This is a genomic window from uncultured Ilumatobacter sp., assembly GCF_963980585.1.
Taxonomy (GTDB): Bacteria; Actinomycetota; Acidimicrobiia; order Acidimicrobiales; family Ilumatobacteraceae; genus Ilumatobacter_A.
Genome location: NZ_CAXCAM010000001.1, coordinates 136,292 through 158,907 on the forward strand (window position 1 = coordinate 136,292; position 22,616 = coordinate 158,907).

Annotated in this window: 23 protein-coding genes and 1 tRNA gene; 12 read left to right on the forward strand and 12 right to left on the reverse strand. The window is 63.5% G+C overall.

Annotated features, from left to right (window positions below; translation table 11 throughout):
• Positions 1 to 37 precede the first annotated feature (37 nt).
• Positions 38 to 811 carry a transposase gene (locus ACH2DW_RS00675; protein WP_394927777.1) on the reverse strand — a complete coding sequence of 258 codons (774 nt, stop codon included), beginning with the start codon at positions 809 to 811 and terminating at the stop codon, positions 38 to 40.
• Positions 812 to 955: 144 nt separating this feature from the next.
• Here ACH2DW_RS00675 and ACH2DW_RS00680 point away from each other — a divergent pair, with 144 nt between their 5' ends.
• Both ACH2DW_RS00680 and upp read left to right on the forward strand, forming a co-directional pair.
• A complete protein-coding gene (locus tag ACH2DW_RS00680; protein WP_394927778.1) occupies positions 956 to 2,038 on the forward strand; it encodes an adenosine deaminase in 1,083 nt (360 codons plus the stop codon).
• Positions 2,039 to 2,048: 10 nt separating this feature from the next.
• Positions 2,049 to 2,684, forward strand: a complete 636-nt coding sequence (gene upp / locus ACH2DW_RS00685; protein ID WP_394927779.1) for a uracil phosphoribosyltransferase — start codon at positions 2,049 to 2,051, stop codon at positions 2,682 to 2,684.
• A 3-nt stretch (positions 2,685 to 2,687) separates the two neighbouring features.
• On the opposite strand, the gene ACH2DW_RS00690 is transcribed toward upp, so the two are convergent.
• Both ACH2DW_RS00690 and ACH2DW_RS00695 read right to left on the reverse strand, forming a co-directional pair.
• The gene (locus ACH2DW_RS00690) at positions 2,688 to 4,325 is read right to left on the reverse strand and encodes a phospho-sugar mutase (RefSeq protein WP_394927780.1); all 1,638 of its coding nucleotides are present in this window, start codon (positions 4,323 to 4,325) and stop codon (positions 2,688 to 2,690) included.
• Positions 4,318 to 5,349, reverse strand: a complete 1,032-nt coding sequence (locus ACH2DW_RS00695; protein WP_394927781.1) for an adenosine kinase — start codon at positions 5,347 to 5,349, stop codon at positions 4,318 to 4,320. Before ACH2DW_RS00695 ends, ACH2DW_RS00690 begins: the two co-directional genes overlap by 8 nt.
• A gap of 33 nt (positions 5,350 to 5,382) precedes the next feature.
• On the opposite strand from ACH2DW_RS00695, the gene ACH2DW_RS00700 reads away from it, so the two are divergent.
• From ACH2DW_RS00700 to ACH2DW_RS00715, 4 genes are all read left to right on the forward strand, one after another.
• Entirely contained in the window at positions 5,383 to 7,926 is a 2,544-nt protein-coding gene (locus ACH2DW_RS00700) for a M1 family metallopeptidase (protein WP_394927782.1), read from the forward strand.
• Between the two features lie 36 nt (positions 7,927 to 7,962).
• Complete coding sequence (locus ACH2DW_RS00705; protein WP_394927783.1) at positions 7,963 to 9,327, forward strand: FAD-dependent oxidoreductase; 1,365 nt, start codon at positions 7,963 to 7,965, stop codon at positions 9,325 to 9,327.
• A gap of 238 nt (positions 9,328 to 9,565) precedes the next feature.
• Positions 9,566 to 10,390 carry a DUF4397 domain-containing protein gene (locus tag ACH2DW_RS00710; protein ID WP_394927784.1) on the forward strand — a complete coding sequence of 275 codons (825 nt, stop codon included), beginning with the start codon at positions 9,566 to 9,568 and terminating at the stop codon, positions 10,388 to 10,390.
• A 155-nt stretch (positions 10,391 to 10,545) separates the two neighbouring features.
• Complete coding sequence (locus tag ACH2DW_RS00715) at positions 10,546 to 11,295, forward strand: class F sortase (protein WP_394927785.1); 750 nt, start codon at positions 10,546 to 10,548, stop codon at positions 11,293 to 11,295.
• 16 nt (positions 11,296 to 11,311) lie between these two features.
• Here the strand turns inward: ACH2DW_RS00715 and ACH2DW_RS00720 are convergent, their stop codons facing one another.
• Complete coding sequence (locus tag ACH2DW_RS00720; RefSeq protein ID WP_394927786.1) at positions 11,312 to 12,088, reverse strand: class I SAM-dependent methyltransferase; 777 nt, start codon at positions 12,086 to 12,088, stop codon at positions 11,312 to 11,314.
• A gap of 150 nt (positions 12,089 to 12,238) precedes the next feature.
• On the opposite strand from ACH2DW_RS00720, the gene ACH2DW_RS00725 reads away from it, so the two are divergent.
• Entirely contained in the window at positions 12,239 to 12,541 is a 303-nt protein-coding gene (locus ACH2DW_RS00725) for a hypothetical protein (RefSeq protein ID WP_394927787.1), read from the forward strand.
• Positions 12,542 to 12,630: 89 nt separating this feature from the next.
• Positions 12,631 to 13,413, forward strand: a complete 783-nt coding sequence (locus ACH2DW_RS00730; RefSeq protein WP_394927788.1) for an enoyl-CoA hydratase/isomerase family protein — start codon at positions 12,631 to 12,633, stop codon at positions 13,411 to 13,413.
• Positions 13,414 to 13,476: 63 nt separating this feature from the next.
• Here ACH2DW_RS00730 and ACH2DW_RS00735 read toward each other — a convergent pair.
• The 3 genes from ACH2DW_RS00735 to moaC form a co-directional block, all read right to left on the reverse strand.
• A tRNA-Ala gene (locus tag ACH2DW_RS00735) sits at positions 13,477 to 13,549 on the reverse strand.
• A gap of 63 nt (positions 13,550 to 13,612) precedes the next feature.
• Positions 13,613 to 14,347, reverse strand: a complete 735-nt coding sequence (locus ACH2DW_RS00740; RefSeq protein WP_394927789.1) for a hypothetical protein — start codon at positions 14,345 to 14,347, stop codon at positions 13,613 to 13,615.
• A 183-nt stretch (positions 14,348 to 14,530) separates the two neighbouring features.
• Entirely contained in the window at positions 14,531 to 15,016 is a 486-nt protein-coding gene (gene moaC / locus ACH2DW_RS00745; RefSeq protein ID WP_394927790.1) for a cyclic pyranopterin monophosphate synthase MoaC, read from the reverse strand.
• A gap of 95 nt (positions 15,017 to 15,111) precedes the next feature.
• Between moaC and ACH2DW_RS00750 the strand changes: the two genes are divergently transcribed.
• The gene (locus tag ACH2DW_RS00750) at positions 15,112 to 15,882 is read left to right on the forward strand and encodes a maleylpyruvate isomerase family mycothiol-dependent enzyme (RefSeq protein ID WP_394927791.1); all 771 of its coding nucleotides are present in this window, start codon (positions 15,112 to 15,114) and stop codon (positions 15,880 to 15,882) included.
• Positions 15,883 to 15,977: 95 nt separating this feature from the next.
• On the opposite strand, the gene moaA is transcribed toward ACH2DW_RS00750, so the two are convergent.
• Positions 15,978 to 17,012 carry a GTP 3',8-cyclase MoaA gene (gene moaA, locus ACH2DW_RS00755; RefSeq protein ID WP_394927792.1) on the reverse strand — a complete coding sequence of 345 codons (1,035 nt, stop codon included), beginning with the start codon at positions 17,010 to 17,012 and terminating at the stop codon, positions 15,978 to 15,980.
• 9 nt (positions 17,013 to 17,021) lie between these two features.
• Positions 17,022 to 18,239 (reverse strand): gephyrin-like molybdotransferase Glp, encoded by a 1,218-nt coding sequence (gene glp, locus ACH2DW_RS00760; protein WP_394927793.1) that lies wholly within the window; start codon positions 18,237 to 18,239, stop codon positions 17,022 to 17,024.
• Positions 18,240 to 18,335: 96 nt separating this feature from the next.
• Between glp and ACH2DW_RS00765 the strand changes: the two genes are divergently transcribed.
• Complete coding sequence (locus tag ACH2DW_RS00765; RefSeq protein WP_394927794.1) at positions 18,336 to 18,893, forward strand: putative glycolipid-binding domain-containing protein; 558 nt, start codon at positions 18,336 to 18,338, stop codon at positions 18,891 to 18,893.
• 3 nt (positions 18,894 to 18,896) lie between these two features.
• Here ACH2DW_RS00765 and ACH2DW_RS00770 read toward each other — a convergent pair whose 3' ends face one another.
• Together ACH2DW_RS00770 and ACH2DW_RS00775 are read right to left on the reverse strand one after the other, a co-directional pair.
• Complete coding sequence (locus ACH2DW_RS00770) at positions 18,897 to 19,763, reverse strand: UTP--glucose-1-phosphate uridylyltransferase (protein ID WP_394927795.1); 867 nt, start codon at positions 19,761 to 19,763, stop codon at positions 18,897 to 18,899.
• A 151-nt stretch (positions 19,764 to 19,914) separates the two neighbouring features.
• Entirely contained in the window at positions 19,915 to 20,259 is a 345-nt protein-coding gene (locus ACH2DW_RS00775; protein WP_394927796.1) for a hypothetical protein, read from the reverse strand.
• 35 nt (positions 20,260 to 20,294) lie between these two features.
• On the opposite strand from ACH2DW_RS00775, the gene ACH2DW_RS00780 reads away from it, so the two are divergent.
• Complete coding sequence (locus ACH2DW_RS00780) at positions 20,295 to 21,101, forward strand: S-methyl-5'-thioadenosine phosphorylase (protein ID WP_394927797.1); 807 nt, start codon at positions 20,295 to 20,297, stop codon at positions 21,099 to 21,101.
• Between the two features lie 66 nt (positions 21,102 to 21,167).
• Entirely contained in the window at positions 21,168 to 21,740 is a 573-nt protein-coding gene (locus tag ACH2DW_RS00785; RefSeq protein ID WP_394927798.1) for a hypothetical protein, read from the forward strand.
• Positions 21,741 to 21,751: 11 nt separating this feature from the next.
• Here the strand turns inward: ACH2DW_RS00785 and ACH2DW_RS00790 are convergent, their stop codons facing one another.
• Positions 21,752 to 22,606: an undecaprenyl-diphosphate phosphatase gene (locus ACH2DW_RS00790; RefSeq protein ID WP_394927799.1), complete on the reverse strand. Its 855-nt coding sequence runs from the start codon at positions 22,604 to 22,606 to the stop codon at positions 21,752 to 21,754.
• Between the last annotated feature and the right edge of the window lie 10 nt (positions 22,607 to 22,616).

Consider the following 22,616-nt stretch of genomic DNA (forward strand, 5'->3'; position numbering starts at 1 on the left):
CGACTCGGGACGACTTGGTGCCAGGCACCACGTCGTCCTACGCGACGAGATCGAGGGTCCGCTTGACGATTCGGCCAAGGACTGGCTGCGTTGCGAGCCGATGTTTGGCCCGTGTCTGCGCCTGCTGCAAGGACTTCGGGGTAGCAAACCCCAGCCGCTCTCGCAGGGCTTGACCGCTGTGTTGAGGAAGTTCGTCGGCGACCAGCAGCAACAGCGACCGATGGGCTCGCGAGCCGTGAACCTCACCGATCTCGTCGGCGATGATCTGGACGAGTGGCGCAATCCTGTCGAGAGCGACATCGCCCTTCCAAGTACTCGGCCCCGCTGTTGTCTCGCTCGTGACAAACGCATCGAATGCGCGACGACTGTCGAACTGGTTCAACACCGGAGCAGTACTGAGAAACGGTGGCTGAGCGCGGTGGCCGAGATAGGTGCGATGGCTGCTCCATCTGTAGCTCTCGACGCTGTCGATTCCGGGGAGATCCAGCGCGTTTCGGTGCACGTATCGAACGGTGCAGAGCAATTGGTCGTCGTCGACAACAGGCACCGCGTGAAATCGTCCGCGAAACAGCGGCCCATCGCGACCGATCCGCTCGTTGGTGTGTCGCGTGTAGACCGAGCCCAGAAGGTGCATCGCATCGGACAGCCCGCCGTCGGGGCAGTACAGAACCAGGTGATAGTGGTTACTCATCAGGCAGTACGCGATGACTTGAACACCGAAACGCTCGAAAATCTGCTCAAGAAGACGGCCGAACTCGACTCGATCAGGATCGGCGAAGAAGACCGTGCCACGATTCACTCCCCTGTTCATCACATGATGGATCCCGTCCTCGATGTCCACTCGGTGAGCTCTCCCCATCTGCCGATCATGCTCCCGCTCAGTCACCAAGTTCGACGAGGACGACTTGGTGCCTGGCACCAACTCGTCCTACGTGGGGGTCGGTAGCGTGGGGGGATGTCGACGGCTGATCTGATTGCCCGGGCCCCGAAGGTGCTGTTGCACGACCACCTTGATGGCGGGTTGCGTCCGTCGACGGTGATCGAGCTGGCGGAGGAATACGGCTACGACGGGTTGCCGACCACTGACGTTGCCGAGCTCGGCGAATGGTTCAACAAGGGCGCCAAGCGCAACGACTTGGTGCTCTACCTCGAGACGTTCGCTCACACCGGCGCCGTGATGCAGCAGCGCGACGCCATCGAGCGCGTTGCCTTCGAGTGCGCTCAAGACCTCGCCGCCGACAACGTCGTGTATGCCGAGGTCCGTTTCGCTCCTGAGCTGCATCTCGAACAGGGCCTGACACTTGACGAAGTGGTCGATGCAGTACTCGCCGGATTCGAGCGCGGTTCGGCAGGCACCGATCTGACGATCTATGCACTTCTCGATGCCATGCGCCAGGCTGCCCGCAGCAGTGAGATCGCCGAGCTCGCCATCCGTCATCGCGATGACGGCGTCGTCGGATTCGACATCGCTGGCCCGGAAGCCGGATTCCCACCCACACGCCACCTGGACGCGTTCCATCTGATCAACCGCGAAAACTTCCACTCGACCATCCACGCCGGCGAAGCCTTCGGGCTCCCTTCAATCTGGGAGGCGGTGCAGTTTTGTGGAGCCGAGCGGCTCGGCCACGGTGTGCGGCTCGTCGACGACATTGAGGTCGACGCGGAGGGCAACGCCACGCTTGGTCGCCTCGCGAGTTACATCCGCGACCGCCGGATCTGCCTTGAGGTGTGCCCGACCTCCAACGTCAACACCGGTGTCGCTCCGACGATTGCCGAGCACCCGATCGGCATGCTGCGCCGCCTGCAGTTCCGGGTCACGGTCAACACCGATAACCGGTTGATGAGTAACACGACGATGACCAACGAGATGCTTGAGCTGCACAAGGCGTTCGGCTGGGGCCTCGACGACTTCCAATGGCTCACCGTCAATGCAATGAAGTCCGCCTTTGCACCGTTCCCGGAACGATTGAAGCTGATCAACGGCATCATCAAGCCGCGGTACTCGGTGCTCAAGTCCGAGTCCGATCTCGGAAGCTGAGGAGCCACTCATGACTGTCGAAACCGTTGTCGTCGACCATCCACTTGTCCTCGACTCACTCGCCCGTATCCGCGACGTCGAGACACCCAACGCCCTGTTCCGCCAGAACCTGGAACGCATCGGCACACTCCTCATCGCCGAGGCCACGCAGACACTGCCGACAGTGTCGGGCGTGGTCACGACGCCGCTCACCGACGCCGCGGCAGAGCGGATCGCCGTGCAGCCGGTCATCGTGCCGATTCTGCGCGCCGGCCTCGGCTTCCTCCGTCCGGCGCAAGAGCTGCTGCCGGACGCCGACATCGGCTTCATCGGCATCGCCCGCAACGAAGAAACCCACGAGCCCGAGCCGTACGTCAACAAGCTGCCGGAGAACATCGGCGAACGTCCGGTCATCGTCGTCGATCCGATGCTCGCGACCGGCGGCTCGTTGATCCATACCTTGCAGCTCCTCGTCGCGCGCGGCGCCCAGCAACCGATGACCGTGATCGTTGCACTGGCTGCGCCCGAAGGCATCGCAGCTGTCGAAGCATCGGGCATCGACGTCACGCTGTTCACTGCCGTGATCGACGACCGATTGAACGACGACGCCTACATCGTCCCCGGTTTGGGTGACGCTGGGGACCGCCAGTTCGGCGCACCCGCCTAACCGCTACGAGGCGAGGGCCTGAAGAAGACGGTCAAGTTCGGCCGGGTCAAGATCAACTGCTTCACCGTAGAGCTTGACCTTCGGTTCGGTGCCGCTCGGCCGGATCTGGAGCCGGGTGCCCCCGGTGAGCATCAGGCGAACCAGGTTGGCCTCGGGATATGACGTGACCGACTCAACGGCGATGCCACCGACCTGCGACGGCGGAGCTGCTTCGATCGACTGGACCCATTTGGCACCGTCGGCGGGCGGCATTCGCACCGACAGCTCACTCGTCACGTATCGGCCGAATTGGTCTGCGATTGCGTCGAGGCGGCCCTGGACCGTGACGCCGTCGTACTCTGCAAGAGCAGCGATCTCTGCCATCAAGACTGCGGCGGTGATGCCGTCCTTGTCGAGCGGCCGGGCAGCGACGAGGTACCCCAGCGCCTGTTCGTAGCCGAAGACAAAGCGCTGGCCTGCTGCAGCCCGCTCGGAGGCAATGCGCCCGATCCACTTGAATCCAGTGAAGGTCTCTTCACTGTGCACACCGTGTGCTTCGGCCATCCGGGCGAGCAGCGACGACGACACCAGCGTGGTCACGACCAGACGATCCGAGCCGTTGGTGTGACGCAGAATGTGGTCGGCGAACAGCCACCCGATTTCATCACCACTGAGCTTGCGCCACGACGATCCCATGGCGCCGTCTCGAGTGTCAGGAATTGCCGCACCGAGTCGATCGGCGTCGGGGTCGTTCGCCAAAGCGACCGCGGCACCGCTGGCCTGAGCGACCGCGAGCAGCAGGTCCATGGCACCGGGCTCTTCAGGGTTGGGGAACGAAACCGTCGGGAAGGTGCCGTCGGGTTCCTGTTGCTCAGCGACGACGGTCGGAGGATCGAAACCAGCTGCCGTGAATGCTGCAGCGATCGTGTCGCCACCGACACCGTGCATCGCGGTGTAGGCAATCTGAACGCCAGGAACTTCTGGCCGGAGTCGGACCCGGGGGGCGTCTGCGACGTACGCCTCACTCCATGAGGTGTCGAGCCACGAGATGAGGTGATCGTCTTCGGCGGCGATTGGGATGTCGAGCGGATTGAAGTCCCCGATGCGCTCAGCGATCTCCGTGTCGATCGGAGTGACGATCTGCGATCCAGTCTCGAGGAACACCTTGTACCCGTTGTCGGCGGGCGGGTTGTGCGATGCCGTCACGACGACGCCCGCTGCGGCATTCAGGCCAGTGATCGACCAGGCGAGGACCGGCGTGGGCTGTGCCCCGGGATGCAGCATCGACTTGATGCCCATTGCAGCCAACACGCGTGCGGTGTCGATCGCGAACACGTCGCTCTTGCGTCGAGCGTCGCGGGCGATGACCACTCCCCTGTCGGCAGCGTCATCGACGCTGTCGAGTAGCCATCGACCGAGGCCGGCGGCGGCCTGGCGAACCACGAGGCGATTCATTCGCATTGGACCAGCGGCGACCGCTGCACGCAGCCCGGCGGTGCCGAATTGCAGGCGTCCGGCAAAGCGTTCGGCGAGTTCGTCTGTGTGGCCGCGCTCGGCAGCGGCGATCAGCTGAGCGAGCTCAGCGCGAATGTCATCGTCGGGCTCGGCTGCGAGCCAGCTACGGGCGGTGTCGAGCAACGATGTGTCAAGTACGTCAGCCATCGGGCAACAGGGTACGCAAGTCGACCAGTGGCCGTGGACCGACGTGCGAAATCACCTCAGCAGCTGCAATCGAGCCGATTTCACCACACTCGGCGAGCGGCAATCCCGATGTAAGACCAAAGAGAAAGCCGGCGGCGAACAGGTCGCCGGCACCGGTGGTGTCGAGCACGCGCTCGACGGGTTGAGCAGGCACCGTGATCTGTTCGTCGCCGGTCACGATGACACAGCCATCCGCACCGGTCGTGATCGCCGCCAGGCCACACTCGCGGCTGACCATCTTGAGCGCGACGTCGAGGTCATCGACTTCGTACAGCGACCGAATCTCGTCGGCGTTGCCGAACAGAATGTCGACGCTGTCCTGCACCAATGATCGAAAGTCGACCCGATGTCGGTCCACGCAGAACGAGTCGGACAGTGTGAGTGAGACCTGTCGCCCGTTGGCGTGCGCAATCGTTGCGGCATGCCGGAACGCAGCCTTTGCGTCGTCGCGGTCGAAGAGATATCCCTCCATGTACAGCACGGCGCCCGCAGCGATGGCGTCGACGTCGAGATCGCCGACGTCGAGCGAGCTCGACACGCCGAGGTACGTGTTCATCGTGCGCTCCGCATCAGGAGTGACAACGATGATGCACCGTCCGGTCGGGGTGCCGTGATCGACACCCCCGCCGTGGAAGGGCACGCCGACGGCTCGCATGTCGTGGCCGAACACATCACCGAGGTCATCGTGGTTGACCTTGCCGATGTAGCACGCCGTTCCGCCCAGGCTGGCGACTCCGACCATTGTGTTGGCCGCCGATCCCCCACTCATCTCAACGGCAGTTCCGAGCGCGGCGTAGAGCTCAACAGCACGTTCGGTTTCGACCAGGGTCATGGAACCCTTGTTGAGGTCGTGAGAGTCGAGAAACTCCTCGGACGCATGGGCAATGACATCGACGAGCGCATTTCCGATACCGACGACAGCGAACTTCGGTGCAGCGGTATTGGGAGCGCCGTCGGCGGCGGAGGGCAGAGTCGTTGCGGACACGATCGATCACGCTAGCGCCGGTACCATCCCGGCATGGCAGCCTCTCCCTCGTCACCAGGCGGCGAACTCGATCCGTACCGTCTTCCCGCCGGTGTTTCGCCGTCGCGGTACGACGTCCGACTCACACCCATGCTCGATGAGGCGACGTTCAGCGGCGCCGTGACGGTGCAACTCGACGTCGAGGTTCCAACGACCACGCTCGTGTTAAATGCTGCCGAGCTGGAGATCAGCTTGTGCCTGGTCAACGGTGCGCAAGCCGACTTCACCATCGACGCAGAGACCGACCGATTGTTCGTGCACACGGCGACCGAGTTGCCGACAGGTACGGCCACGCTCGCCGTCGAGTTCACCGGCATCCTCAACGACAAGCTGCGCGGGTTCTACCGCAGCACGTACACCGATGCCGATGGCACCGAACAGGTCATCGCCACGACCCAGATGCAGTCGACTGATTGTCGTCGGGCATTCCCCTGCTGGGACGAGCCCGAATACAAGGCCGTGTTTGGTCTCACCCTCAACATCGCGGATGGACTCCAAGCCATCTCCAACGGACCGGAGGTCGGCCGCACAGCCAGCGACGGGCGCACCGCGATTCGTTTCGCCGACACCATGATCATGAGCACGTACTTGGTGGCTTTTGTCGTCGGCCGTCTCGAGATGAGCGACAGCGTTGACGTCAACGGGTCCCCCATGCGGCTCGTGCACGTCCCTGGCAAGGGCCATCTGACCGACTTCGGCATGGACGTCGGGGCGTTCTGCCTCCGCTGGTTCGAGGAGTACTACGGGATCCCCTACCCCAGCGACAAGGTGGACCTGGCCGCCCTCCCTGACTTCGCTGCGGGAGCCATGGAGAACCTGGGATGCATCACGTTCCGCGAGAGCTTGCTGCTCGTTGACCCGGCCACGAGCACGCAGAACGAGCAGCAGCTGGTCGCTGACGTGGTTGCACACGAACTCGCCCACATGTGGTTTGGCGACCTCGTCACGATGCGTTGGTGGAACGGCATCTGGTTGAACGAAGCATTCGCCACATTCATGGAGATTGCGGCATGTGATGCCTATCGACCCGACTGGGAGCGATGGACCAGCTTCGGTCTGGAACGCAGTGTTGCGTTCGATGTCGATGCGCTTGAGAACACTCGCTCGGTCGAATACGAGGTGCGTTCGCCTGCCGACTGCGAGGGCATGTTCGACGTGCTGACGTATCAAAAGGGTGGCGCATTGCTGCGTATGCTCGAGCAGTACCTCGGCGAGGATCGCTTCCGTGAGGGAGTCAGCCACTACTTGCGCGTGCATTCGTACAAGAACACCGAAACGAATGACCTGTGGGACGCCATCGAAGCCACCTCCGGCGAGCCCGTGCGACGGATCATGGACTCCTGGATCTGGCAGCCCGGGTTCCCGCTGATCAACGCGACGCTCACTGCGGACGGCTCCGGCGTTGAACTGACCCAACAGCGATTCCGTCTCGGTGAACTGCCCGACGACGCAGCAGACCAGATGTGGGTCGTGCCGGTCCACGTGCGCAACGGCACCACCACCACCACGGTCCTGCTCGACAGTGTGAGCATCGTCGTGCCGCTCGCCGATCCTGCTGCATCGGTTGTCATCAATGCAGGCGGACACGGATTCTTCCGCGTGAGCTACGACCACACCTTGCGCGGCCGCCTCACGGCAGATCTCGGCGAGATGAGCACCCTCGAGCGCTACAGCCTCGTCGACGATGCATGGGCTGCAACTGTTGCCGGATCGATCACTGCGCCGGACCTTCTGCAATTCCTCGAAGGCTTCTCCGCGGAACGTGAGCATGCGGTTTGGCAAGCGGTGGTCATTGCTCTCAACGGTCTCGGCCGGTTGGTGGGCGATGAGGCACGGCCGGCGTTCGAGTCGAAGGTTCGCGATCTCGTCCAGCCTGCCCTCGCCGAACTCGGTGAGCCCCAAGCCGATCAGAGCGACCTCACTGCCAAGTTGCGGGGGCTGCTCCTGAACACCGCCGGCGTGCTCGGCAACGACGAGTTCGTCATCGGTCTGTGTCGAGACTTGCTGGCACAGCCCGTGGACCAGGTCGACCCTGAGCTGGTTGCTGCAGCAACATCGGTGGTTGCTGCGCACGGCGGTGCTGAGGACTTCGAACGACTGCAGAACGGATTCCTCACGGCGTCCACTCCTCAGGAGCAACTGCGTCAGTTGTACGCACTTGCCGATTTCGACGACGAAGTTCTCATCCTGCGTGCCTGCGAGTTCGCCCTCGGCGGGAAGGTAAAGACACAGAACGCACCGTTCTTGCTGCGTCTGGCCATGGCAAACCGCCGACACGGCCCCGCCGCTTGGAAGTTCGTCAAAGAACACTGGGATCAAGCCAACGCCGAATTCCCGACCAATACCATCGTGCGAATGGTCGATTCGATCAAGCAGCTCGCTGCCCCTGAGTTGGTCGCCGACGCTGCAGCGTTCTTCGCTGAGCATCCGATTCCACAGGCAACGAAGACGCTCGATCAGATCCTCGAACGGCAACGGATCAACGCTGCGTTCCTCGCCCGGGATGGCGTTGTCTTGGGTCGGTCTCTGACATCCTGACGCCGACGCCCGCTCGCGGGCGCAGAAAGGCAAGAAATGGATCGCCGAGGATTCCTCGCAGCAACAGCCGCAGCGGCAGCGCTCGCGGCGTGCGGAGATGACGGCCAATCCGAGTCGGACCAGCCCAGAACCCAACCCGACGAAACCGTGGGGGCCGCAGGCGCTGTATCGGCCGCCCTGGTCACCAGATGGCGTCAGGACCCTTTCGCCTTCGGGAGCTACAGCTACCTCGCGCCTGGTTCCTCACCGGCCGATCGCGAAGCACTCGCTGCATCTGTGCGCGACAAACTGTACTTCGCCGGTGAAGCGGCGTCGGTCGACTTCGCGGCGACGGTGCATGGCGCATTGCTGTCGGGCCGCGCCGCAGCCGAAGAGATCCTCGTCACCTTCGAGCCAGCTGCCTCCATCTTCATTGTTGGCGCCGGTGCTGCCGGACTTGGCGCTGCTCGGGCCTTGACCGATGCAGGATTCGCCGTCACCATCGTCGAGGGGCGCGACCGCATCGGCGGACGTGTGCACACCGACACCAGTCTTGGGGTGCCGCTCGAACTCGGCGCCGGTTGGATTCACGGCGCCGACGGCAACCCCTTGACCGAGTTGGCCGAGGAGTTCGGCGTCGAGCGACTCGTCACAGATCCTGATGAGATCGTCGTGTACGACGTTGATGGCACCGAGGCCGACGAGGGCACGCTCCAGGCCCTCGAGGACGGACTGCAAGAACTGGACTTTGACGAGGCGCCGACCGTCGGCGAAACCATCGAGGCGGCGCTCTCACAGCTCGCTCCCGATGAGGCCCGGCTCGGCCGCTACCTCGCAACCGCCATCATCGAACATGAAGAAGCCGCCGATATCGACTCGCTTTCTCCCGAGACCTTCCTGGCAGGGGAGGAATTCGACGGCGACGAGAACGTGATGCCCGACGGCTACATCGGCCTCCTGGCACCGCTCGCCGACGGAATCGAAGTGCAGCTTGGCCGCACGGTCACCTCCATCCGTGACGACACCGATGGCGTCAAGATTGGCTTCACGGACGGGACCAACGCGACGGCCGATGCCGTGCTGGTCACCGTGCCGCTTGGGGTCCTGAAGGCCGGCGTGATCGAGTTCGACCCGGTGCTCCCTGACGACAAACTGGCGGCGATCGAGCGGCTCGGCATGGGCGTCCTCAACCGTGTCATCCTCGAATACGACGAACGGTTCTGGGATGACGACGTCGAAGTGATCGGGTTCGTCGGCGAGGAACCCGGACTCTTCGTCGAGTGGTACGACTGGACACGAGTCGTCGGCAAGCCAGTCATCGTCGGATTCAACGCAGGTTCTGTCGCCGAGCGACTCGAGTCGCTCGATGATGACGCCATCATCGCGTTGGCAACGTCGGCGCTCGACACGATGTACACCTGACCGCCGGCGATTGCCAGCGACGCAATCGGCGAGAACCATCCTGTCTTCTGCTCCTGCGAGCAGTTCTCCACGGCTGGCGCGGATGAACCTGACGGATGTTTCATCGAGGAGTAGTCCCCCGCTGTGCAAAATTTTTCGGGAGTTCTCTCATCCGCAGACCGCCGGGGCTCCGAAGAGCAGGCAGATTCGGGATCGGCCCGGATCGTTGTCGAATCAGTCGACCAAAAGGCACAGTCCCATGAAGAAACTTCTCGCAGGAGCCGCAGCGCTCGCAGCGGTCCTCATCGCCGTCCCGGCGGGTACCAACGCCCAATCTGATGCAGAGATCATGCTGCTCCATGGAATTCCCGGCGTCACTGTCGATGTGGCCGTCGACGGCGCCATCGTCATCCCGGGCTTCGAGCCCGGCATGATGCAGGATCTCAGCGCCTTCGCCGGCGAGACCCTTGAGAACCTCGAGGTCCGCGTTGCCGGAACCGAAGACATCGCAATCGGCCCAGTCGCAGAGTTCGCCGTGCCGAGCTCCGGTAGCTACACCGTCGTTGCACACCTCGACGCTGAGGGCACGCCCACACTCACCCCGTTCGAGAACGACACCTCCGAAGTCGCTGATGGCTTCGGCCGCCTCACCATCCGCCACACCGCTGCGGCTCCAGCAGTCGACATCGTCCTTGGTGACGCCCGCCCCGTCGAGAACGCATCGAACGGCGACAGTGCAGGCCTCGACCTCCCCGCTGGCGAGATCGCCGGCGCACAGATCGCACCGACCGGTGGCGATCCGATCGCTGACGTTCCGACGGTGACGCTCGAAGCTGGCACAAACCTGATCGTGTACGCCGTCGGCTCGCTCGCTGACGACACGTTCACCTTCTACACACAGGAACGTGACCTCATGTCGGCCGCTGCAGACACCAGCGATGGCACGCCGGCCCCGACCGCAGTCAATACGGGCGACGAGCTCGGTTCGAGCTCGAACAGCCTCGTGTTGTTCGCCGCTGCCGCAGGCATGTTTACCCTCGCCGGTGGTGCCTTCGCCCTCCGTCGCCAGACGGTCGGCAGCTGACGACCGCTCGGACGGCAAGCACTCGCTGACTCCACGACAATGACGGCGGAATCGGATCTCCTGGCCCATGCCAGCCGATTCCCCGTCGTCGTGTCAGCACACTGTGCTCGCCATCCAGCACCTCTGACCGCCACGCTCACCACCGCTCCGACGACATGAGACCCACTCCCCGCACCCGTCGTGGTCGAGCGCTCACCGTGATGACGGCCGTTGCTCTGCTGGCCGGAGGTGGCCTGGCCTATGCCGGCGCCACTGGCCAGGACAGCGGCGAGGTCGTTCTCGATGTTGCGAACCAAGAGGCACCCGTTCCTTCGACCGTCGCTCCGCTCGTCACCGCACCCCCAACGACCGTGGCGCCTGCGCCCGAAAGGACCGTGCCCACCACGACCGACGTGGCACTCAGTCCCTTTGCAGATCTGCTCGGCGAGCAGTATTCCGCCGTCCCCGACGAAGTTGAGCCTCGTCCACGTCCCGTTGGCGTAGAGATCGATGCCTTCGATGTCAGTCAGTTTCCGGTCCGGCCTGTCGGACTGGAGGCCGATGGGCAACTCGAGGTTCCTGACGAGACCGAGATTGGCTGGTATCAGTACGGCGCCACGTCGGGTCGCCCGGGAGCCACCGTGCTCGCTGCCCACGTGTCGTGGAACGGCACCGTCGGCCCCTTTGGCCAGCTTGGCAACCTCGAACCCGGCAACCGCGTCAGCGTCACTCTCAACGATGGCACCGTGCGTGAGTACGAAGTGTTCGAGCGGGCGATCTACGGCAAGCTGGAACTGCCCCGCGAACGAATCTGGCGGAATACCGGCCCCGAGACGCTGGTGCTGATCACCTGTGGCGGCGACTTCAACCCCGAGATCCGTCGATACCGCCAGAACATCGTCGTCTATGCCGCTCCTGTGGGCTGAGACTCACTCGCACTCTTCACTTCCGCAAGAACCAGACCTGTTCGCTGGGAAAGTCTCTTGACCAATCCGCAGGGATCCAGAACCTTGTCCCCTCGACCAGCTCGGGGGCCTGGACCTCGATGTAATTCTCAACGGCGAAGCCGATGTCGGAGAAGAGCGCAAACCACTCGCCAACGGGCATGTTGAACTCGATGCCGCCCGGATCTTCGAGTGCGTCGGTCCAATCGAGGTGGTGCAACCCGAAATACGGGCGCTCGAGCCGTCGGCCGACCGGGCCATCACCGGCTGGCGCGGAGCACACCATGGCAAACGGGTGATGACCGAGGAAGACCAGTTGGCCACCGGGCCGCAGCAGGCGGAAGGCCTCGGTCAGCCACGCTCTCGGCTCGCACCAGATCGCGGCGCCGTACTCACTGAGCGCGAAATCGAAGGACTCGTCGGGCTGCGGCACGGCCTCGGCGTCGCCGTGCACCCACTCGATGTCGTTGACCTCGTACATATCAGCGAGCCGTTGTGCCGTCACCAACTGCTCCGCGGAGTTGTCGATGGCGTACACCGATGCGTTGCGCCGCCGCATCCACGCGCTGCAGTAGCCGGTCCCACATCCAAGTTCGATGACGCGCTGTCCTTCAAGTGACTTCGGAAGGAGTGGGAGATCGTCGTTGGAGATGCCCCAGATTCCCCAGGTCGGCGTGCTCTGCGCCCATGCTCGTTCGCCGGATGCAACCCACCGATCAGCGGTTGTGTCCCAGTGGCGCCGGTTCTCAGCGACGTGGTGAGGGAGATCGATCATGGTGCGGACCGTATCGAACGCTCAGACTGAGCGGAAGCGTCCCAATCGGCGCAGTCGGTGCCGAGATGTGCGTATCTGTCGTCCTGGTTTGCTACCGAATTACTACTCAAGGCTCATCGACCAGCGACCCACGCATGCTGAAATATTGATGTGAGTCTTTCCGCGCAGGGTCACCACGTCACCGTTGACGATTCAATGCTGCTTCCAGCTAGAGGAACCGCGTCCACGCCTGACGTGTTCTCGCTGGCTGTGCGACTCGCAGCCCGCACGTACGAGCTGTCTGGATTCGGCCAGCTCGCTGGCGAGCAGTTGGCCGGAGCCGAGGACCATGCGCGTCGGGAGTGGGTTGTCGATGCCAGGCGTTGGCGGCAACGTGGCGCAACGCGCGGTGCAGTCATCTCTGCACTCGCTGACCGCATCACCGGCGAACTGACAGTCGCACAGGCCTCCTAGGGGCTCGGCGTCAGCCGTTGACGGCGACGGCGACAGGGCTGGCACGGAACGCAACCGTGCCGTGCTGCTCGACCACTACGTTGGCGAACATGACGTCTGATGGAGCCGCAGTCACCACACGAGTCGTCGAGCATGTCGGCTGGATCAAGTTCGACCGGTCGCCGGTGAATGCGTTTGATTGGTCGATGGTGCGCGAAGTCACCGCGGCGATCGGCACCATGGTGGAGGACCCCGACGTCCGGGTCCTGGTCCTTGGTAGCGCCAACCCTGGATACTTCAGTGCCGGAGCCGACCTCGAGACGTTCCGCACCATCGACAAGACCGGGATGAGCGAGTGGTGCGAGCTGGTGCACGGCATCGTGCACCGCCTGCGGAGCTCACCAAAGCCGACGCTCGCCGCAATCGACGGTGTCGCCGTCGGCGGTGGACTCGAGATGGCGTTGCACTGTGACGTGCGCTTCGCAACGCATGACGCCCGTCTCGGGCAGCCCGAGGTCAATATCAACTTCATCCCCCCGGTGGGAGCGACCCAAGCGCTCGCCCGCCTGCTCGGCCGTCCGGCCGCGCTGCGGTTCCTCTACGACGGGGGACTCATCAACGCCGAACAAGCGCTGACGATCGGGCTGGTTGATGAACTGGTGAGTGGCGAAGAGCTCGAGGCAACCGTGCAGCGGTATGGCGAATCGCTGTGCGCCAAGCCACCGGAAGCGCTCGCTGCGATCCGCCAGGCAATCACTGTTGGTGGTGCCATGGCGTTCGATGACGGGCTTGCAATGGAGGCCGCACTTGCGATTGAGCTCGCGGGCACAGCGAACTTCGCAGAGGGAGTCGCTGCATTCCTTGCCAAGCGCTCACCCGAATGGCGCCGCTGACGGCGACGGGCGCTCGCCGAGAGTCGTCCGTCTCCGAATGCGACCACCACAGGGTGCGTATCGTGGAGCTAAGGGGAATCGAACCCCTGACCTCGTCATTGCGAACGACGCGCTCTACCAACTGAGCTATAGCCCCAAAACTAACGGAGGCGAGTGTATCGCTCCGGGTGACCGATTAACCGGGCGGACCCGGCTGCGCTCAGCGGTGCTCGAGCCAGCCGTCGTTCCAGCCGACCTGCTCGCGCTCGCGCAACTGGGCGAGCACGTATACATAGCCGCAGGTCGCGACGAACGAGAGGCCGAAGACCCACAGCATCGCGACCGAATCGGTCGTCGCGGCAAGGAACATCGAGCAGGCCGACGTCACGACGAGGACGAAAAGCACGTTGGTCCGACGGCGGCGCGCCAATACCACAGGGTCGAGCGACTGTGCCGGCTCCGGGCGGCGCTGTGCGCCGGCGCGGGCCGTTTGCCGGCGCGGCGACTGCGATCCGGTCCGTTCTTGCGGGACACCGCGATCTTGGGGTTCCGACGCGCGGCGACGAGCACGCGGCTGCTCCGGACGACGCTGGCCACCGGACGGATCACCATGCGAGCGATCGCGGGTGGTCTCACTCGTGCGATCGCGGACTGCCGTTCCACCATTGCGAAGCGACGCCTGGCGGACCGGTGCCCGGCGGGCGGCTGCTGGCTGGCTCGGGCGGCCGGCGGCGACTTGGCGCTGCAGGGGCGACGACGACTGGGTCAGCGGACGGCCCATCGCACCACGGACCGAGCCACGCGGCGGTGTGGCCGTGTTCTGCAGACGGTTCAACTGACGACGGAAGTCCGTGACCGATGAGTTCGGTCGGTTGTCGACCCGCGAACGAAGCATCGGAGGAATGAGCACAGCGGCCCATGCAGCAGCGACGACGAGGAGTACGAGTTTTGCCATGGTGAAGAAAAGATTCCTTTTCAGTCAGCGGGTGACGGAATGCATCCGACACTCCCCGATGAGTATGACGATTCTACGACATTTGTAACGGTCCGGACAACAACGGGCGTGTTGCCCGTCACACAATCGTCGCACATCAGCGGCCCCGAGAGGTGGACAATCAGGCTCAAATCTGCCTCGTTGTCACGATTCCGAGGCTCGCCGATACGTACCCGAACGGCCACCGGTCTTCTCCCACAGCGCCAGATCGGTGATCGTCATGCCTCGATCTGCGGACTTGCACATGTCATAGATCGTCAGCGCAGCGACGCTGCAGGCGTGCAGGGCTTCCATCTCGACGCCTGTCCGCTCAACGCAGTCCACGTGGGCCTCAATGGCGACATGATCGTCACCGACCTCGAAGCTGATCGACACACTTGCGATCATCAGTGGGTGACACAGCGGAATCGTGTCGGACGTGCGTTTGGCCGCCATGATCCCGGCAACCCGTGCAACCGACAGGACATCGCCCTTCTTCACCTCGCGGTTAACGATTGCCGAAGTGGTCTCGGGCTGCATCATCACCTTGCATCTGGCGACTGCGCGCCGATGGGTTGGTTCCTTTGTTGTGACGTCGACCATCCGGGCATGGCCCGATGCGTCGAGATGGGTGAATTCGAGGTCGCTCATCGACCTCTGACCGTACTCGCATCCCGATCCGACCCTCACACCGTTGCGTCTCAGGCAACCGTCTGCTTCCGGCGCTGCTCGGTACCGTGTTGTTTATGACGACCCCGGCGCCGCCCTCCTACGACGCCATCGAGCACATCCGCCTCGACGGCACCGAATTCATCCGGCTCGTCAGCGACGCTGACCCAACGCTTTCCGTGCCGACGTGTCCTGGCTGGAGCCTTGGCGATCTCACGTTCCACGTTGCTCGCGGGTGGAACTACTGGGCCGGCGTTCTGTCAACTGGCATCACGAGCCGCAACGATGTTCGTGAGATTCCCGAGATCGAGCGTCCACCAGAGCATGCTGGCCTGATCGATGTACTTTTCGATGCTCACGTTCGGCTGTGCGACGCCCTGCACACAGCGGATGCCTCAATGAAGGTATGGACCTGGACCGGCTCGACGCAACCGGTGGCGTGGGTCGCCCGCCGCATGACACACGAAACGATGGTTCACCTGTGGGATGCAGGCCAGGCAATCGGCCTCGACTTCGAGTTCGCCCCCGAGGTTTCTGCCGACGGCATCGACGAATGGCTGACCTGGTTTGCGGCAGGAGAACGCGCCGAAGGCGAGATGAAGGTCGGCGGCACCGTCCATCTGCACTGCACGGACTCCGAACTCCCGGACGGCGCCGGCGAGTGGTTCGTCTCAGCAATGAAAGAACCCAAGGCCACCTTCACCCGCGAACACCGCAAGGGCGACGCGGCCATTCGTGGCCAGGCTCAAGACATTCTGATGTGGCTGTGGCGACGCGGGAGCGACGTCGAAGTCGTCGGCGACAAAGTGGTCGCACGGAGATTTCAAGCCTTCACCGACCTCACGTAACGAGGGTTGCCCCGAGCGTGACCGAGTCCGGCCAGCAGGCCGGAGACTTCCAACTCAACGACGCAGTCGGCGATGCAGCTCAACTGCGGGTGGCGTCAGCCACCCAGTTGGGACATCGATTTCGAGGGCCGGGTGAAGTTGACCTGGTTGATTTGGTGGCCGGCCCACTTCGTTGCGACGGCTGCTTCGATCCGGTCAGCAATCTGGTCGTCACTTTCTCCTGATCGCAATGCCGTGAGGAGATCAAATTCCTTGGTCGCGAACAGGCAGGTCCGGAAGTCACCTTCGGCGGTGAGGCGTACTCGGTCGCAGTCACCGCAGAACGGCTTCGTGATGGTCGGAATCACACCGATCATGCTCCCCGGGCTCCCCTCACCGTGGAGCCCGCCGTCGAGGAATCGGAACCGATCGGCCGGTGCCGCGCCGCGGGCAGGGAGTACCTCTACCGGGTACACCGCGTTGATTTTCTCAACGATTTCTTCCTGGCCAACGACTTTGCCGTTCATCCAGTGACCCTCAGCATCGAGCGGCATGAACTCGATGAAGCGCACTTCGACGTTCTGTTCACGTCCGAAGGTGGCGAGGTCGATGAGTTCGTCGTCGTTCGTGCCGCGCTCGATGACCGCATTGATCTTGACCGGATCGAAGCCCACTTCTTGCGCGGCACGAATGCCGTCGAGCACATTGTTGAGTTCATCGCGGCGCGTCATCTGATGGAACTTCGTGCGGTCGAGCGTGTCGAGGCTGATGTTGACGCGCTTCAGACCAGCCTGCTTCAACGAGTCGGCCACCAGCCGCATTGTTGCGCCGTTGGTCGTCATCGCCAAGTTGACTGGCCCGTCCGGACCAACGAGCTTCGAAAGTTTCGAGACCAGCACCGGCAGGTGGGCGCGAACGGTGGGCTCGCCGCCGGTCAACCGGATGCCCTTGACGCCGTAGCGCTCAACGAAGATGCGGGCGAGTCGTTCGATCTCCTCGAACGACATGACATCGCTCCGCTTGAGCCATTGCATGCCCTCTTCGGGCATGCAGTAGGTGCAGCGGAAGTTGCAGCGGTCGGTGACGGAGATTCTGAGATCTTCGATGTGGCGACCGAATGGATCGATCAGCTGTTCGAATGTCGCCGCCATTGGAGCAGTCTACGACTGCAGGAGAAGCACAGCGACTTCTGAGCCGGCATTGATGCCGTCACCATCGGGCACGACCGCCATCGCGTCGGCACTTGCCGTGGCGGCGAGTTGGTGGCTGCCCTGCGCGTTGACCGGCGCGACGTGATATCGCCCGTCCTCGGCAAAGCCGCCATTGACCCGCATGAAGTGCAACTTGCCGTCAGCATTGCGGCGGAGGTCATGGTCAACGATTGCGACCACGCTGGTCCGTGCAAGTTGCGTGTGCCCCATCATGCGGCGCAACGCCGGTCGAGCCATCAGTTCGAAGCTGACCATCGAGCTGACCGGATTGCCGGGGAGTCCGAACACGGGCACGCCGTCAAGCTTGCCGAACGCAAACGGCTTGGCCGGCTTGATTGCCATCTGCATCCAGGTCATGTCGGCGATCCTTCCGAGCACCGCCTTCACAACGTCGTAGTCGCCCATCGAGACGCCACCGCTCGACACGATCGCGTCACATTCGACAGCTGCGTCGCGGAGGACTCGTTCGAGCTCGACCTCGTCATCGCGAACCACACCGAGGTCGACCACTTGACACCCAGCCTCGGCAAGCATTCCGGCCAGCATGATCTTGTTGCTCTCGCGGATCTGACCCGGCGCGAGCGGCGAGCCGTCGGTGATCAATTCATCACCGGTCGAGAGCACAGCGACCTTCAGGCGCGGATACACCCTGACCTCTTGGGCGTTGATACTGGCAAGGACCCCTTCGATTGCCGGAGTGATCTGCGTTCCTTCGAAGAAGAGTTCCTCGCCCACCACGACGTCGTCGCCTGCTCCCCGGACCGCCGTCCCTGCTGCGACCGACTCGCTCAGCCGGACTCGTTCGTTGCCGGCATCATCCTCACCAAGCCGCTCGGAGTACTCAACCATCACCACAGCATCAGCTCCCGGCGGCATCGGTGCGCCGGTCATGATCCGGATCGTCTCGCCAGGACCGACGTTGCCATCCGGCGCCGCACCGGCTGCGATTTCTCCGACAACCGTGAGTTCAACGGGAACGGTGGCGACGTCGACGGACCGCACGGCATATCCATCGACAGCGGTGTTGTTGAACGGCGGCACGATCTCGGTCGACACGACCACGTCAGCGAGCACCAGCCCGCCCGCCTGCTCGCGCGGCATCGTGACCGGCTCACGCGGCGGGCACGATTCGAGGACGAAGGCCTGGGCATCTTCCAAGGGCGTCATGGCCTCAATCGTACGGACTTCAACGTTTGCGCACCCACTACGTGTCGCCGGCGACACCTGATGGGCGCGCAAACGATCGGCCGTAGGCTCGGTGTGGTGACGACCGCACTGACTGCGTTCCCTGCCGATGGATTTACCGCCCGATGGAATCGGGTCGACGGCGATGGTTCCGAGCAGGTCGACCTCCGGTGGGAGAACGAAGGCTGGACGATCACCAGCGAAGTCGGCGGCCCGAACATCTCCTACGTGCTGCGCCTCTCGGCGACCTGGGCAGTCCGGCAATTCCTGTTGTTCCGTGACCTCGACGATCCTGATCTCTGGCTGGGCACCGATGGGAGCGGTCGATGGGGGGAGATCAACGGAGCACACCGTCCGGACCTCGACGGCTGCCACGACATCGACCTGCCGATCACGCCGTTCACCCACACCCTGCCGATCCGGCGACTTGCGCTTGATGTCGGCGATGCTGCCGATCTCAGAGTGGCGGTGCTTGATGTGGAGACGCTCGGGGTCGTGCCCGTCCGGCAGCGATACCACCGGATTGGTCTGCATCGTTTCGCGCGCACCAACCTCGATACTGGGTTTGAGGTTGAGTTCGACATCGACCCGTACGGTCTCGTCCAGGACTACCCCGAGCTCTTCACCCGGTCGTAACGGTCAGACCTGCAAGTTCGCGAGGAACGTCCGAAGATCGTCACGCAGCTCTGGGTTGGTGAGACCGAGCTCAATTGACGCAGTCAGGAAACCGAGCGGGTTGCCGGTGTCGTGGCGGCTCACATCGGACACCACGGCGTGAAACGGTGACCGGGCAGCTTGCGCCTTGAGCGCATCGGTCAGCTGGAGTTCGCCACCGCGTCCCGGCTGCAAGGCATCGATCTCAGCCCACGCATCAGCCGTGAGGACATAACGACCCGTGATGATGAAGTTGCTTGGGGCGTCCTCGACGGACGGCTTTTCAACGAGATCTCGGACCGGGATGACCCCGTCCGCCGACAGTTCACCCGCCGGATCGATGACGCCGTAGGAGCTCACCAGTTCGCGCGGCACGTTTGCTACGGCAACCACGCTGCCCTCGGTTGACGAGCACACGCCGTTCATCTGTGCGAGCAGGGCAGATGAACCCATCAGCTCGTCGGGCAGCATGACGGCGAACGGCTCCTCGCCGATTGCCTCACGGGCACAGCCCACGGCGTGGCCCAAACCCTTGGGATTGTCCTGATAAACGATGCTGACACGCCAGTCACGCCCGATCGAGCGCAATCGCTCAGCAAGAGCGGTCTTGCCCGAGTCGTCGAGCTTGTTAAGGAGCGCCTCGTTTGGCTCGAAATACTGCGCGACCGCTGGTTTGTCTCGGCTACTGACGACCACAATGTGATCGATACCGGCACCAAGTGCTTCATCGATGACGATCTGCAACGCGGGCTGATCTCCAATCGGGAACAGCTCCTTGGGCACGGCCTTCGTGGCTGGGAGGAATCGGGTTCCCATTCCAGCCGCGGGGATCACGGCACTGCGCACCTGCATGAGCGCCACCATAACCAGCACTCACCGAGCGCAACCGGGACCCTCCTTGCGGGGTCCTCGCCGAGCAGAACTTCAGGCCGAACGTTGTGGGTTCGAACGTGGCAGCGAGCCTCACCCTCGGTAATCTGGCTCCTGCTATGCCCACCTATGTCTACAAATTCACCGACACCGGCGAGACCATTGAGGTCCAGCAGTCGTTCCAGGACGAATCGTTGACCGAGCACACACACCCTGCCACTGGCGATGTGATGGCCGTCAAGAAGGTTTTCCAGCCCGTCGGCGTCACGTTCAAGGGCAGCGGATTCTTCAAGAACGACAATCGCGGCAAGACCTCGACGACGACACCCGCCGGCTCGACCAGCGACTCTTCGAGCAGCGGTTCATCCGACTCCAGCAGCTCCAAGGACTCATCCGACTCGAGTTCGAGCTCGTCGACCGCAACGAAAACCGACTCGTCGTCGTCAACGTCGACGGCTGCCCCCAGCTCGTCGAGCACGTCGTCCAGCACCGCCGACTGAACTGCCGCCGTCGATGCTGATCTCGCTCGACGACCGAGCGTCCGAACTCGGCGCCGAGGTCGGTGTCTTCGGCGGATCCGGCTTCTACGAATTTCTGGACGACGCAACCGACGTCGAGATCACCACTCCGTACGGCCCCCCTGCCGCACCCATCGCGATCGGCACCCTCGGTGGCCGACGGATTGCCTTCCTCGCCCGACACGGGCGCCGCCACGACTACGCGGCCCACCGCGTCCCGTTCCAAGCCAACATGTGGGCAATGGCGTCGCTCGGCGTCCGATCGATCGTCGCTCCGTGCTCCGTCGGCTCGCTGCAGCCCGAGATTCATCCCGGAGAGCTCGTTGTCATCGATCAACTGGTCGACCGCACCAACGGTCGGCACGACACGTTCCACGATGTTGGTGCAGATGACGGCATGCCAGGTTCTGACACCGCTGTTCATCATCAGACGTTTGCCGAGCCATACGATCGCGGGCTGCGCAACGCGCTGACCGCCGCCGGAGCGACGCTCGACGACGTGACGGTCCGTCCCTCCGGGACGATGGTCGTCATCAACGGCCCGCGCTTTTCGACCAAAGCAGAGAGCGTCTGGTTCCGGCAAATGGGTTGGCACGTCGTCAACATGACCGGCTATCCCGAGGCAGTGCTCGCAGCCGAGGCGGGCATCCCGTACGCCTCGATCGCGCTGGTCACTGACTACGACGCCGGAGTCGACGGCCATGAACCCGTCACCATGAACGCCGTGTTCGCAATGGTGCAGCAGAACGTCGACAACGTGCGACGACTCATCACCGCAGCGCTTCCACACCTGCCGGCTTGAAGCCACGGCGGTAGCATCGCGTTGACCGGCTCCCCCTCCAGATCAACACTGTCGAGGGAGAATTCCATGCACTTCATCGTGCGAGTCCGCATCTTTCTGGCGCGACACGGCTGGGCCAGATGGGCCATCGTGCTCGTGCTGACCGCCGGAGTCGCCTGGACCAGCCACCAGCAGGCCAGCGCCGTGGAACGCGAGCGCAAGGCGTGGGGAACCACCGTCGATGTCGTCGTTGCGAGCGCTGACCTCGAACCCGGCGATCCGATCGAGGCGGACGTCGTCCCGCTCCCGTCAGCGATGCTGCCAAGCGAGGCACTGACCTCGCTGCCCTCGAGCGGACGCGTTCGCCAGCGCGTCGTCAGCGGCGCAGTGATCACGACAGCGGATGTCTCGACGGCGGTCGGCCCCGCTGCGTTCGCTGAGCCGGGCACGGCCGTGGTCGGCGTGATTGACCCACTCGCCTCGGACCCCTCGATCGGTCTCCCTGTGGCGGTCACGTCGGAAGGCATCGTGCTCGTTGCGGCGGCGACCGTCGTGGGTGCTGACGACGACGTGATCTTGATTGCCGTTCCGACATCCGAAGCGCCCATGGTGGCAGCAGCCGCGCCGCTCGGGACGGTGTCGCTGTTGTTTCTGCCGTGACAGCAGTGCAGTCAGACAGCGATGTTGTCGCGCCAGCCGAGGGCGAGGATGATCAACATCAGCACGCCAACGGTGACGCGATAGATGACGAACGGCATCAGGCTGTGGGTGCTGACCAGCTTGATCGTGCCCCACACGGCGATCAGCCCGGCAATGAATGACGTGACAATGCCCACCGCCATCGGAATGAGGAGATCCTCGTAACCGCCGTCGCTGACCATGGACAGCATCTTGAACACAACCGCTCCGAAGATCACCGGCAACGACATGATGAAGCTGATTCGTACCGCCGCATCACGGTCAAATCCGACCCAGCGCGCGGCAGTCATCGTGATACCTGAGCGACTCGTTCCGGGGTTGAGTGCGAGTGCCTGCGCGACGCCAACCTTGAGCGCGTCGGGGGCGTGGAAGTCCTCGAGCTTGCGGCGACCGGTCTTGCGGTCGGCCCACCCGAGCAACAGACCGAATCCAATCAGTGACAGCGCGATGATGAACGGCGTGCCCAACACCGTGTCGATCTTGTCCTCGAACAGTGCGCCGACTGCCGCGGCGGGCACCGTGGCGAGCACGAAGAGCCATGCCAGCCGGCCATCGGTGTTCGTCGGCTTGGTGCGGGTGAAGATCAGCTTGGTGCCCTCAACCACATAGACCTTGACGTCGTGGCGGAAGTAACCGAGCACGGCAAAGAAGGTGCCGAGGTGCAGTGCCACGTCGAACGACTTTTTCAGCGACTCGCCGTTGGGGCCGCTGAAGTCGTCCCATCCGAACAGCCACGGCACCAGCAGCAGGTGGCCACTGGACGAGATCGGCAGGAACTCAGAGAAGCCCTGCACGATTCCGAGAACGATGGCGTGGATGATCGGCACCCCGATGTTC

What these genes read in the sequence shown, in the direction of transcription:
- ACH2DW_RS00785 (WP_394927798.1), top strand. Translation starts at nt 21,168, where the DNA reads ATGCACTTCATCGTGCGAGTCCGCATCTTTCTGGCGCGACACGGCTGG.
- ACH2DW_RS00680 (WP_394927778.1), top strand. Translation starts at nt 956, where the DNA reads ATGTCGACGGCTGATCTGATTGCCCGGGCCCCGAAGGTGCTGTTGCAC.
- upp (WP_394927779.1), top strand. Translation starts at nt 2,049, where the DNA reads ATGACTGTCGAAACCGTTGTCGTCGACCATCCACTTGTCCTCGACTCA.
- ACH2DW_RS00770 (WP_394927795.1), bottom strand. Translation starts at nt 19,763, where the DNA reads ATGCAGGTGCGCAGTGCCGTGATCCCCGCGGCTGGAATGGGAACCCGA.
- ACH2DW_RS00710 (WP_394927784.1), top strand. Translation starts at nt 9,566, where the DNA reads ATGAAGAAACTTCTCGCAGGAGCCGCAGCGCTCGCAGCGGTCCTCATC.
- glp (WP_394927793.1), bottom strand. Translation starts at nt 18,239, where the DNA reads ATGACGCCCTTGGAAGATGCCCAGGCCTTCGTCCTCGAATCGTGCCCG.
- ACH2DW_RS00740 (WP_394927789.1), bottom strand. Translation starts at nt 14,347, where the DNA reads ATGGCAAAACTCGTACTCCTCGTCGTCGCTGCTGCATGGGCCGCTGTG.
- ACH2DW_RS00675 (WP_394927777.1), bottom strand. Translation starts at nt 811, where the DNA reads ATGAACAGGGGAGTGAATCGTGGCACGGTCTTCTTCGCCGATCCTGAT.
- ACH2DW_RS00705 (WP_394927783.1), top strand. Translation starts at nt 7,963, where the DNA reads ATGGATCGCCGAGGATTCCTCGCAGCAACAGCCGCAGCGGCAGCGCTC.
- ACH2DW_RS00720 (WP_394927786.1), bottom strand. Translation starts at nt 12,088, where the DNA reads ATGATCGATCTCCCTCACCACGTCGCTGAGAACCGGCGCCACTGGGAC.
- ACH2DW_RS00690 (WP_394927780.1), bottom strand. Translation starts at nt 4,325, where the DNA reads ATGGCTGACGTACTTGACACATCGTTGCTCGACACCGCCCGTAGCTGG.
- moaA (WP_394927792.1), bottom strand. Translation starts at nt 17,012, where the DNA reads ATGGCGGCGACATTCGAACAGCTGATCGATCCATTCGGTCGCCACATC.
- moaC (WP_394927790.1), bottom strand. Translation starts at nt 15,016, where the DNA reads ATGAGCGACCTCGAATTCACCCATCTCGACGCATCGGGCCATGCCCGG.
- ACH2DW_RS00730 (WP_394927788.1), top strand. Translation starts at nt 12,631, where the DNA reads ATGACGTCTGATGGAGCCGCAGTCACCACACGAGTCGTCGAGCATGTC.
- ACH2DW_RS00700 (WP_394927782.1), top strand. Translation starts at nt 5,383, where the DNA reads ATGGCAGCCTCTCCCTCGTCACCAGGCGGCGAACTCGATCCGTACCGT.
- ACH2DW_RS00715 (WP_394927785.1), top strand. Translation starts at nt 10,546, where the DNA reads ATGAGACCCACTCCCCGCACCCGTCGTGGTCGAGCGCTCACCGTGATG.
- ACH2DW_RS00780 (WP_394927797.1), top strand. Translation starts at nt 20,295, where the DNA reads ATGCTGATCTCGCTCGACGACCGAGCGTCCGAACTCGGCGCCGAGGTC.
- ACH2DW_RS00750 (WP_394927791.1), top strand. Translation starts at nt 15,112, where the DNA reads ATGACGACCCCGGCGCCGCCCTCCTACGACGCCATCGAGCACATCCGC.